General features: G+C 71.1%; 13 protein-coding genes. 8 read left to right on the top strand and 5 right to left on the bottom strand.

The genetic code is table 11. The features are described from left to right. The 4 genes from rpsT to ACJ73U_RS22910 form a co-directional block, all read right to left on the bottom strand. A partial coding sequence (gene rpsT, locus ACJ73U_RS22925; RefSeq protein ID WP_407779743.1) for a 30S ribosomal protein S20 occupies positions 1-224 on the bottom strand: 224 nt, incomplete at its 3' end. Between the two features lie 141 nt (positions 225-365). Continuing rightward, positions 366-1,748: an AAA family ATPase gene (locus ACJ73U_RS22920; RefSeq protein WP_407779742.1), complete on the bottom strand. Its 1,383-nt coding sequence runs from the start codon at positions 1,746-1,748 to the stop codon at positions 366-368. Further along, the gene (locus tag ACJ73U_RS22915; protein ID WP_407779741.1) at positions 1,745-1,984 is read right to left on the bottom strand and encodes a hypothetical protein; all 240 of its coding nucleotides are present in this window, start codon (positions 1,982-1,984) and stop codon (positions 1,745-1,747) included. The genes ACJ73U_RS22920 and ACJ73U_RS22915 overlap by 4 nt, the downstream gene beginning before the upstream one ends. A gap of 6 nt (positions 1,985-1,990) precedes the next feature. Further along, positions 1,991-2,935, bottom strand: a complete 945-nt coding sequence (locus tag ACJ73U_RS22910; protein ID WP_407779740.1) for an SPFH domain-containing protein — start codon at positions 2,933-2,935, stop codon at positions 1,991-1,993. 93 nt (positions 2,936-3,028) lie between these two features. Between ACJ73U_RS22910 and ACJ73U_RS22905 the strand changes: the two genes are divergently transcribed. Then, positions 3,029-3,781 carry an ABC transporter ATP-binding protein gene (locus ACJ73U_RS22905; RefSeq protein ID WP_407779739.1) on the top strand — a complete coding sequence of 251 codons (753 nt, stop codon included), beginning with the start codon at positions 3,029-3,031 and terminating at the stop codon, positions 3,779-3,781. Positions 3,782-4,043: 262 nt separating this feature from the next. Then, on the top strand, positions 4,044-5,549 hold the full coding sequence (locus ACJ73U_RS22900) for a hypothetical protein (RefSeq protein ID WP_407779738.1): 1,506 nt from the start codon (positions 4,044-4,046) through the stop codon (positions 5,547-5,549). Here the strand turns inward: ACJ73U_RS22900 and ACJ73U_RS22895 are convergent. Next, complete coding sequence (locus ACJ73U_RS22895) at positions 5,546-6,388, bottom strand: NAD(P)H-binding protein (RefSeq protein ID WP_407779737.1); 843 nt, start codon at positions 6,386-6,388, stop codon at positions 5,546-5,548. The two genes, ACJ73U_RS22900 and ACJ73U_RS22895, sit on opposite strands and share 4 nt — an antisense overlap. 78 nt (positions 6,389-6,466) lie before the next feature. Here ACJ73U_RS22895 and ACJ73U_RS22890 point away from each other — a divergent pair, with 78 nt between their 5' ends. The 6 genes from ACJ73U_RS22890 to ACJ73U_RS22865 form a co-directional block, all read left to right on the top strand. Continuing rightward, on the top strand, positions 6,467-6,910 hold the full coding sequence (locus tag ACJ73U_RS22890; protein ID WP_407779736.1) for a MarR family winged helix-turn-helix transcriptional regulator: 444 nt from the start codon (positions 6,467-6,469) through the stop codon (positions 6,908-6,910). A gap of 151 nt (positions 6,911-7,061) precedes the next feature. Beyond that, positions 7,062-7,904: an EamA family transporter gene (locus ACJ73U_RS22885; protein ID WP_407779735.1), complete on the top strand. Its 843-nt coding sequence runs from the start codon at positions 7,062-7,064 to the stop codon at positions 7,902-7,904. 138 nt (positions 7,905-8,042) lie between these two features. Beyond that, on the top strand, positions 8,043-8,585 hold the full coding sequence (locus tag ACJ73U_RS22880) for a hypothetical protein (RefSeq protein WP_407779734.1): 543 nt from the start codon (positions 8,043-8,045) through the stop codon (positions 8,583-8,585). Between the two features lie 44 nt (positions 8,586-8,629). Next, on the top strand, positions 8,630-9,268 hold the full coding sequence (locus tag ACJ73U_RS22875; protein WP_407779733.1) for a class I SAM-dependent methyltransferase: 639 nt from the start codon (positions 8,630-8,632) through the stop codon (positions 9,266-9,268). A 39-nt stretch (positions 9,269-9,307) separates the two neighbouring features. Continuing rightward, the gene (locus tag ACJ73U_RS22870) at positions 9,308-9,613 is read left to right on the top strand and encodes a hypothetical protein (protein WP_407779732.1); all 306 of its coding nucleotides are present in this window, start codon (positions 9,308-9,310) and stop codon (positions 9,611-9,613) included. Between the two features lie 48 nt (positions 9,614-9,661). Further along, positions 9,662-10,370, top strand: a 709-nt coding sequence (locus tag ACJ73U_RS22865; protein WP_407779731.1) for a GTP-binding protein, incomplete at its 3' end; no start/stop codon positions are given.

Raw genomic sequence — 10,370 nt, 5'->3', positions numbered from 1 at the left:
TTGTTCGCCGCCTGGTTGGGGTGGATCACGCCCTTGCTGGCGGCCTTGTCCAGCTTCTTGCTGGCCTCGCGCAGCAGGACCGTCGCCTTGTCCCGGTCGCCGGCTTCGGCTGCTTCGCGGAACTTGCGGATCGCGGTCTTCACCGAGGACTTGACGGACTTGTTGCGCAGGCGCGCCTTCTCGTTCGTCTTGATCCGCTTGATCTGGGACTTGATGTTTGCCACGTGGAAGTGCTCCTCGATGTCGATCACGGAAGGTCGTGCGCGCGATGGGGTGGCCCCGCGGAACGCCGCGAGTTTCCTCCTGGGCGGAATGCCACACGGGCACGAACTCGCACAGCTTAACAGCGGGTGATCGACGCCCTGTCAGCGGCCGCCCAGGATGTTCCTCGTCAGGGTTTGGCGTTCGGCCATCAGCTCGGCCAGCGCGTCGTGGACCACAGTCTCGTCGAAGGGGCCCGGCTCGTCTATGTGGCGGAGAACGGCCCTGCGCACCAGCTCCTTGATGAACGACGCCGTCACGCCCTCCGTCGCCTCCACCACCCGATCGGCTGACGGGAGTTCCAATGGCGTACTCGCCGCGTACAGGCGGAGCAGGCGCTCTCGACAGTCCCCGTCCGGCTTCGGGACCTCCACCGCCAGGTCGATGCGGCCCGGTCGTTGCGTCAGCGCCCCCTCCATCACCTCGACGCGGTTGGTCGTCAGCACGAACGTGACGTCCGCCTCCGAGCCGATGCCGTCCATCTCGTTCAGCAGCTCGAACAGGACCGGGTTGCCCTCCGAGCGCGAGCGGTCCTCGGCGATCAGGTCCACGTCCTCCACCACGACCACCGACGGCGCCAGCCGCCTCGCCAGCGCTGTCGTCGCGCGCAGGTGGCGGAACATCGCCATGCCGCTCAACACGAACACCGTGCACTCCGACAGACGGCTGAGCAGGTAGCGGACGGTGTGGGTCTTGCCAGTGCCCGGCTGCCCGTACAGGAGCAGGCCGCGTTTCAGGTGCTGGCCGTGCGTCCGCAGCGCCTCGGTCTGGGTCACGGAGCGCACCACGTGCTTCTCGATCAGGGACAGCACGCCGTCCGGCAGCACCACGTCCGACGCGCGCAGCGACGGGCGCGGCAGGAACGTCAGCAGCTGGTTGTGCCGGTGCTCGCTCACGCCGAAGGACAGCACCTGGCCGCGGAACACGTCGTGCTCGCGCATCAGCCGCTCGATCTCGTTCCGGACCTCGGCCGCCGTCGCGCGGTCGGCGGCGAGCAACTGCAGGTGGCAGCGTTCCTCGCCGTGGTCCTCCCGCGCACCCTGCACGGCCAGCACCACCGGCCTGCCGTCCGGCGCCGACGTGCACACCAGGCCCAGCTGCACCACCTCCGTGGACGTCGTCGGGCCCGTCGACGCCGTCGTGTAGTCGACCGCGCCGAGCTGGTAGGTGCCGCTGTAGGCACTGCCGGTCATGACCTCGGCCAGCATGTCCATCACCGTGAGGAAACCCTTGTTGCCGGCGATGCCGAACCAGGTCGCGGTGGGGGTGTGCAGCGCCAGGTAGGCGTCCACGCCGCGCTGCAGGTTCACGTGCTCGAAGCTCGGCAGGTGCAGCGTGACGTTCGGGATCTCGGTCAGCGGGCAGCCGAGGTGGCTGGTGATCCGGTCGATGAGCGGTGACTCCGCCGCGCCGCGGAGGGTCTGCTGCGCGGTCTCGAACAGCTCCTTGACGGCACGGGCCAGTGCGGTGGCGTCGGATTCGTTCACGCCTCCACAGTGCCCGGCTCGTCGCCGTCCTCGCTTCGGGGAGAGCCCTTAGGGGGACGCCCGCGCCTCGGCATCGTGCCCGCGTTGTCCGGCAGCCGCCCTGCCTGCGCCAGGGCCCGGCGCAGCAGGAACTCGATCTGTGCGTTCGTGCTGCGCAGCTCGTCCCCGGCCCAGCGGGCCAGGGCGTCGTGGACCGCCGGGTCGAGGCGGAGCAGGATCTTCTTGCGTTCCGGCACGGGCACTCAGTGGTACAGGGAGCCGGCGTTCACGACGGGCTGGGTCTCGCGGTCCGAGCACAGCACGACCAGCAGGTTGCTGACCATCGTCGCCTTGCGTTCCTCGTCCAGGTCGACCACGTCCTGGTCGGCGAGCTGCCGCAGCGCGAGCTGCACCATGCCGACCGCGCCCTCGACGATCCGCTGCCGCGCCGCGACCACCGCGCCGGCCTGCTGGCGGCGCAGCATCGCGCCCGCGATCTCCGACGCGTACGCCAGGTGCGTGATGCGTGACTCGATCACCTCGACGCCCGCCGCCTCGACACGTGCCGCGATCTCGGCCGACAGCTTCTCGGTGATCTCCGACGCGTTCTCCCGCAGCGACAGCTGCTCGATGCCGTGCGCGTCGTAGGGGTAGCTCGTCGCGATGTGCCGCACCGCGGTCTCGGTCTGGATGTTCACGAACGCGTCGTAGTCGTCGACCTCGAAGATCGCGCGGGCGGTGTCAGTGATCCGCCAGACCACCACGGCCGCGATCTCGATCGGGTTGCCGTCCGCGTCGTTGACCTTGGTCACCGCGGTCTCGTGGTTGCGGATCCTCGTCGAGATGCGCCGGCGGAAGGTGAACGGGTTGACCCACCGCAGGCCGTCGGTGCGCACGGTGCCGACGTAGCGGCCGAGGAACTGCAGCAGCCGCGCCTCACCGGGCGCCACCATGATCAGCCCGCCGCTGATGATCGACCCCGCGACGAGCAACAGGGCGCTGATCACCACGAGTACGACGCCGGGCGTGCTGGGGTCGCCGTCCGGGTGCGCCAGCCGCAGGATCCCGATCAGCATGAGCGCGATCCCGGCGAGGTAGATGAGTATCACCAGGCCCAGCACGGGCAGGCCGGAGCTGCCGAAGGCGACGCGTTCGCGGACGTGCGGCGCGGGCATGGTCGGGGTGTCGATGGCGAGATCGGTGGTCATTAGGGCTTCCCCTCGGAGGCACTCATCTAGCAAACTGATATCACTTTAGTGAACTGTCAAGTCCTATCCCCGGATGAAGGGCATCATCGGGACATGACCGCGCTGCGACTCTCCCGGCTGTACAAGCGGTTCGGCCCGACCATCGCCGTCGACCACATCGACCTCGAGGTGCCGGCCGGCTCGTTCTTCGGTCTCGTCGGCCCCAACGGAGCCGGCAAGACCACCTCGCTGTCGATGGCCGTCGGACTGCTGCGGCCCGACGGCGGAACCGCGAGCATCTTCGACGTCGACGTGTGGGCGGACCCGCTGCGGGCGAAGGCCATGATCGGCGTGCTCCCCGACGGGATGGCGATGCCGGAGCGGCTCACCGGACGTGAGCTGCTCACCTACATGGGTCTGCTGCGTGGACTGCCGGCGCCGACGGTCGCCGAGCGTGCCGAGGAGCTGTTGACCGTGCTGGAGCTGGTCGACGCGCAGAACAAGCTGGTCATCGACTACTCGGCCGGCATGCGCAAGAAGATCGGGCTCGCGGTGGCGCTGCTGCACGCGCCGCGGCTGCTGGTGCTCGACGAGCCGTTCGAGGCGGTCGACCCCGTGTCGGCGTCGACGATCCGCACGATCCTGCAACGGTTCGTGGCCTCGGGCGGCGCGGTCGTGCTGTCCAGCCACGTGATGGCACTGGTCGAGCAGCTGTGCACGCACGTCGCGGTGATCACGCGCGGCCGGGTGGTCGCGGCGGGACCGGTCGAGCTGGTACGCGGCGCGACGAGCCTGGAGGAGGCGTTCGTGCACATCGTGGGCGGCCGAACCGGCGGCGGGGAGGGACTGTCGTGGCTGGCGTCCTGAACCGCACGAGAGTCCCTTTCGCTCGGACTCGACGGCGAAAGTTATCCACAGGCGGCGCCGACCAGCGGTTTTGTCGGTATGGCCCGGTAGAATGGGACCGGGGCCGCCCCCGGGATGGGGTGGGGGCTGCCCTACGTTACGGGCGGAAGTTTCGGCGGAATTATCGCGGGGTGCTGGTTGCCAGCGGGCGGTCCGGTCGCGGCGGTGGCTTGACGGGGTGGCTACGCGACCGGGGGTTGCTGTGGTCGGCGTACTGATTCGGATGCGGTGGCGGGTGTTTCGGCACTCGTTCCGGGGGAAGCGGGCCGGGCTCACCGTGTTCGGGCTTCTGTTCGGGTTGGTTGCCGTCGGGGTCACCCTGTTGGTGGCCGGGACGGACTTCGGCGGGCCCGGTGTCTCGGCCGACGTGCTCGCCGCGCTCTATCTCATGTGGACGGTCGGGTGGTTGTTCGCGCCCGTGCTCACCGGGGGTGGGGACGAGACGTTGCGGGCGGAGCACTTCGCGTTGTTGCCGTTGTCCTCGCGGCAGCTCGCGGCGGGACTGCTCGGGGCGGCGTTCGTCGGGGCGCCGGCCGTTGTCGCCGCCGTCGCCTTCTGCGGGTTGCTGGTGCACGCCAGCGGCGCGCACATCGTGGTGGCGCTGTTCGCCGTGCCGTTGCAGCTGGTGTTCGTCGTGCTGTTGTCGCGGGTCACCATGGCGGGGCTCGGTGCGGCGCTGCGGTCGCGGCGGGGGCGGGACCTCGGGAACCTGCTGATCGCACTGGTGGGCCTGTCCGGGTTCCTCGTCCAGTCGCTGGTGCGCACGTTCGGGCCGTCGCTCGCGGCCGGGAACGCGCCCGTGCTCTCCGCCGTCCTGCGGTGGTCGCCGTCCGGGTGGGGGACGGTCGCGGTCAGCTCCTCGTGGGGAGTCGCGGTCGCCTGCCTCGCGGGCCTCGCGGCGCTGGACGCCGTGCTGCTCGTCGCGTGGGGCGCACTGCTGACGCGGGGCACGACCAGGGTCGCGGCGACCGCGGGCGTGGTGCGGCAGCGGGCGTTCGGCAGCCGGACGCCACTGGGGGCCGTGGTGAACAAGGAGCTGCGGACGTGGGCCCGGGACGTGCGGCGGCGGGTGGCGCTGCTGTCGACGCTGGTGGTCGCGGCGGCCACGACGGTGGGTCCACTGCTGTCGGGTGGCGGCCGGCCGTCGCCGTTCGCCGGGCTGTTCGTGGTGGCGTTCGGGGCGCTGATGTCCGGCAACCTCTACGGCATGGACGGCAGCGCCATGTGGCACACGCTGGTGGTGCCGGGGGCCGAGGTGGCCGATGTGCGGGGGCGGCAGGTCGCGTGGCTGGTGGTCGTCGGCCCGCTGGCGTTGCTCTTCGCGATCGTGCTGCCCGCGGTGACCGATCCCGGCGCGCTCCCGTGGACGCTGGGGTTGGTACCGGCGCTGCTCGGCGGCGGAGCGGGCATGGTCGTTCTGCTGTCGGTGATCGCTGGCTACGCCATGCCCGACCGCAAGGCGAGCCCGTTCGCCAGTGGCGGCAGCCCCGGGCTGGCACGTGCGCTGACGCAGATCGGGATCACCCTGCTGCTCGCGGTCGCGGTGCTGCCGGTCGTCGCGGTGGTGTTCGTCGGGTCGCTGCTGGGGGCGCCGGTGGTGGCGTGGCTCGGCGTTCCCGTCGGGGTCGGGCTCGGGGTCCTGCTGTTCTGGTGGTGGGGCGGCATCGCGGTACGCCGGTTCGTCGCCAAGGGGCCGGAGCTGCTGGCCGAGGTGTCGAAGCCGGTCTAGCGGAAGCGGTGCGCGTTGCGCGTGCACCAGTCGGCGAAGGTCCTCGGCGCGCGACCGAGCAGGCGCCGCACGGTGTCGGTGCGGAATCCGGCGGTGTCCGCCCGCATGATGCGCAGGCCCTCGACGACGGCCTCGGCCAGTGCCGGCGGCGCGCCGTGTGGGAAGCGGAACCGCACGGCCTCCTCCGGCGTGGCCACCGCGCGCACCGCCAGCTCACGGCCGAGCGCGCCCGCGAGCACCCGGACCTGCTCCGCGACGGTGAACGTCTCCGCGCCGGTCAGGGCGTACTCCTCGCCCTGGTGACCGTCCTCGGTGAGCGCCAGCGCGGCGACGTCGGCGATGTCCGCCGGGTCGATCGGCGCGTACCGGCCCGGGCCGGTCGGGTCGAGGACGAAGCCCCCCTCGCGGATCGTGGGCAGCCAGTCGAGGGCGTTGGTCATGAAACCGCCGGGGCGCAGGAACGTGGCGGGGATACCGGACGCGCGGACCATCACCTCGCGTTCGTGGTGCCAGCGGCCCATGGCGGGGATCGGGTCGTAGGTGACGTGGAACGACGACAGGTGCACGACGTGCTTCACCCCGGCGCTCCGCGCGGCGGCGAGGGCGTGCGCGGTCTGGTTGGTGCCGATGCCCTGGGTGAGCAGGAACAGCCTGTCGACACCGTCGAACGCGGGTGCCAGCGTTTCCGGCCTGGACAGGTCGCCGACGACCACTTCGGCGGCTGAGCCCGCGGCACGGGCGGGATCGCGGACCAGGATCCGGACCTCGACGTCCCGACCGCGCAACGCGACGACCAGCTCGCGACCGATGTTCCCGGTCGCGCCGGTGACAAGTAGCATCATGACTCCCAGTGGTCGTTTACCGGTTAACGACAGAACGCTAACCGGTTAATGATCGCGGCGTCAAGGGAGGTGTCGGTGGGCGAGTTCCTGGACCTGTACGGCAGGACGTCGAAGGCGGTGCGGGCCGTGTCGGACGCGGCCATGCGGCGGCTCGGCCTGCATCCCGGGCAGAACCACCTGCTGGCGGTGCTGTGGGCGCGGGACGGCGCCACGCCCGGCGAGATCGCCGCCGCCGTCAACGTCACCACGCCCGCCGTGGTCAAGATGGCCGGGCGGATGGTCGACGCGGGCCTGATCACCCGGCGCCGCGACGACCGGGACAACCGGCTGGTCCGGCTGTGGCTCACCGACGCGGGACGTGCGTTGCGGGCACCGGTCGAACAGGAGCGGCGGCTCATCGAGCAGAAGATCACCGAGGGGCTGACCCAGACCGAACGCGAACACCTGGAGAGCGCGCTCGAGAAGATCCTCCACGCGGCGAACGAGTTGCTGGACGGGCCGCCCGACCCCGCCGGCTAGAGCCTGTCCTGTGGATGTCCGTGTGAGGTCGGCAGCTATCTCAGGGGAACGTGACGGCACCCAGCCACAATCCGCCTCGACACCGGCAGCTTCGCCGGGACGCAACCCACACATGGGAAAAGCCGGGAGGCGGACTGCCAGAGTGGGAGGCATGAACCCCGTCGCGATCGTGCTCGTCCTCACTGCCGCGGTCGCCCACGCGGGGTGGAACCTGTTCGCCAAGCGGGTGCCGCACGGGGGCGCGCTCTTCGTGTGGCTCGCCGCCGCCTGCAGCGTGGTGTGGTTGCTGCCCTTCGTCGTCGTGACGGTGCTGCGTGACGGGATGGCGGGGATCTGGTGGGTCGCGCTCGGCGTGAGCGGGGTGCTCCACCTCGGCTACTTCATCCTGTTGCAGCGGGGTTACCGCGTCGGGGACCTGTCCGTCGTGTACCCACTGGCCAGGGGCAGCGGGCCGCTGCTGTCCGTTGTGGCCGCCGTCTGGCTGCTCCACGAGCGACCAGGACCCATGGCGCTCATCGGGGCCGGCGCCGTCATCGCCGGTGTCTTCGTCATCGGCGGGTTCGGGATCGGTGGCAGTAAGGGGATGGGGTACGGCCTGGTCACCGGGGTGCTCATCGCGGCCTACACGCTGTGGGACGCGCACGCGGTCACCGCGCTCGCCGCGCCGCCGCTCGTGCTGATGACCGGCTCCTCCGCCGTCGAGACCGCACTGCTCGCGCCCTACGCGTTCGCGAGACGACCGGAGGTCCGGGAACTCTGGCGGGAGCACAAGGTTCCCGTGCTGGCCGTCGCCCTGCTGTCGCCGCTCGCCTACGTCCTGGTGTTGTTCGCGATGCGGCTGGCGCCGGTCAGCCTGGTGGCACCCGCACGGGAGCTGTCCATCGTCATCGGGGGTGTCGGCGCGTGGTTGCTGCTGGGCGAACCCAACCCCGCGCGCCGGCTGACCGGGGCTGTGATCGTGGTCGCGGGGGTGGCGGCGATCGCGGTCAGCTGAGACCGCGACCGACGTGACCAGCGTGGGCGCCCTACTTCCGGGGGAGTACGGGGCCGGCGCGGGTTACCGCCCGGCGCGTAGCCCAGGTCTCCCCGTGGGGTCGACGTATTTCCCGGCCCGCTTGCCGAGTATTGGGGCATGACCAAGAAACACTTGTGGCAGGCCGGAATCGTGATCGCGGTGGTCGGTGCGGCGAGCGTCGGGGCGATCGGCATCGCGTCCGCTTCGGACGACGACCCGGTGCGTGCCGCCGCGCAGACCACGACCGATCCGACGCCGGACAACGACTGGCATGGTCCCTGGGGTGGCGGCGGCCCGTTCCGGGGCGGTCCCTGGGGCGGTGGTGGCCCGTTCGGTGGCGGCCTCGACCAGATAGCGGGCGCCGACGTCAACGACCTCCTGCACGGCGAGGTCGTGCTGGCCAAGGAGGGCGGCGGCACGCAGACGGTGCTGGTGCAGAAGGGCACGGTGACCGAGGTCGGCGGCACGGGCGTGACCGTGAAGAGCAGCGACGGCTTCACCACGTCCTATGCGGTGAACGGCGACACGAAGGTGCGTGCCGGCTCCGACAAGATCAACTCGGTCGCGAAGGACGAGGAGGTGGTCGTCGTGGCACCGAAGTCCGGTGACGAGCACACCGCGACCGCCGTCGTCGACCTCACGGACCTGGGCTGGAAGTAGCCGGTACGCGGGCAGGGCGGGTGCCGGCTGGCTACCGTTGACCCATGCCGAACTGGGCCACCGGACGGCTGTCCGCCGTCGCCTACGACTACGGGGTCGAGCACGAGTGGCTGGCGCGGCCGGCCGGCGCGCTGCTGTGGGGAACGGACACGCGGGGGCTGTACCGCACGATCCACACGCTCGGCGTCCTGCCGGCCGGCTCGGCCGTGCTCGACGTGCCCTGCGGCGGCGGGCCGGCGTTGCGCGGGCTGCGCCGCGACCAGGACGTCCGGTACGTGGCGGCGGACATCTCGCCGGTGATGTTGGGCCGGACGCGCCGGCGGGCCCGCCGGCTGGGACTCTCCATCGAGGTGGTCGAGGCCGACGTCACGCGGCTGCCCTTCGCCGACAGCGAGTTCGACGTGTGCGTGAGCTTCAACGGCCTGCACTGCCTGCCGGACCCGGAGCGGGCGCTGCGCGAGCTGGCGCGGTGCCTGCGCCCGGGTGGCTGGCTCATCGGCGACACGGTCGTGCGGGGCACGGGACGGCGGCAGGACCTGGCGATCGCCGCGTTCCGCCGTGCCGGGTTGTTCGGGCCGGGTGGGACGGCGGGGGCCGTGCGACGCTGGCTCACCGACGCGGGCCTGTACGTCCGCCGCTTCGAGCGGTCGGGTGCCGTGGCCCGGTTCGCGGCGACCCGCTGAGCGCGGGCCGCCGCGAGGCGGCGTCGGTGGCAGGGCGGATTGGACCTGCTCGCACTGGGCGAGGGCCCGCGCGGCACCTGGGCGTACACGTCGAACGGCCGCGGCTGCTCGTGGTGGCGCTGCTCGTCGGGCGGTGGCGTTCACCGGGTGGGGTTCGTCGGGTTGGTGGTACCGCACGTGATCCGGATGGTGGCGGGGCGGCCGGTCGGGAGCTGGCGGGTGCGGGCGTGTGGGCCGCTGGCGGAGGTGCTGACCAGGCAGTTGCTGACCGACGTGTACCGGCGCGAGGTGGAGGTGCTGGCGCTCCCGCGGTCCGGGACGCCGCTGGTCCTGCCGGTGCGCTGAACGGTCATGGGACGATAGGTCGTACCCGTAGACACGCGAGGAACCCGAGTGACGACTTTCGCCGACACGACCTTCACGAAGCCTGAGCTGATCAGGAACTTCTGCATCATCGCGCACATTGACCACGGCAAGTCGACCCTTGCCGACCGGATGCTGCAGCTCACCGGCGTCGTCGAGGGGCGGGCGATGCGTGCGCAGTACCTGGACCGGATGGACATCGAGCGGGAACGCGGCATCACGATCAAGGCGCAGAACGTCCGGCTGCCGTGGCAGGTCGACGGCCAGGACCACGTGCTGCACATGATCGACACCCCTGGGCACGTCGACTTCACCTACGAGGTGTCCCGGGCGCTCGAGGCGTGCGAGGGCGCGATCCTGCTCGTCGACGCCGCGCAGGGCATCGAGGCGCAGACCCTGGCGAACCTGTACCTCGCGATGGAGAACGAGCTCACGATCATCCCGGTGCTCAACAAGATCGACCTCCCGGCGGCGGACCCGGACAAGTACGCGGAGGAGATCGCGCACATCGTCGGCTGCGAGCCGACGGAGGTGCTGCGTGTCTCGGCGAAGACCGGCGCGTGCGTTGAGGCGGTGCAGCAGGCGATCGTCGACCGGGTGCCTCCGCCGACCGGCGATCCCGACGCGCCCGGCCGCGCGCTCATCTACGACACGTCATACGACCAGTACCGGGGCGTGGTCGCCTTCGTGCGCGTCGTCGACGGCTCGTTCGAGCCGCGCCGGCGGCTGCGGGCGATGG

The sequence above is a fragment of the Actinophytocola sp. genome (assembly GCF_045807065.1).
Classification (GTDB): Bacteria; Actinomycetota; Actinomycetes; order Mycobacteriales; family Pseudonocardiaceae; genus Actinophytocola.
The sequence above is the reverse complement of the archived record's forward strand: the minus strand, read 5'-3'. Positions and strand labels throughout refer to the sequence as shown.

Excerpts from the sequence above, each read along its gene's own strand:
- ACJ73U_RS22895 (WP_407779737.1), bottom strand. The coding sequence starts at position 6,388 with ATGCTACTTGTCACCGGCGCGACCGGGAACATCGGTCGCGAGCTGGTC.
- ACJ73U_RS22875 (WP_407779733.1), top strand. The coding sequence starts at position 8,630 with ATGCCGAACTGGGCCACCGGACGGCTGTCCGCCGTCGCCTACGACTAC.
- ACJ73U_RS22900 (WP_407779738.1), top strand. The coding sequence starts at position 4,044 with ATGCGGTGGCGGGTGTTTCGGCACTCGTTCCGGGGGAAGCGGGCCGGG.
- ACJ73U_RS22885 (WP_407779735.1), top strand. The coding sequence starts at position 7,062 with ATGAACCCCGTCGCGATCGTGCTCGTCCTCACTGCCGCGGTCGCCCAC.
- ACJ73U_RS22910 (WP_407779740.1), bottom strand. The coding sequence starts at position 2,935 with ATGACCACCGATCTCGCCATCGACACCCCGACCATGCCCGCGCCGCAC.
- ACJ73U_RS22880 (WP_407779734.1), top strand. The coding sequence starts at position 8,043 with ATGACCAAGAAACACTTGTGGCAGGCCGGAATCGTGATCGCGGTGGTC.
- ACJ73U_RS22905 (WP_407779739.1), top strand. The coding sequence starts at position 3,029 with ATGACCGCGCTGCGACTCTCCCGGCTGTACAAGCGGTTCGGCCCGACC.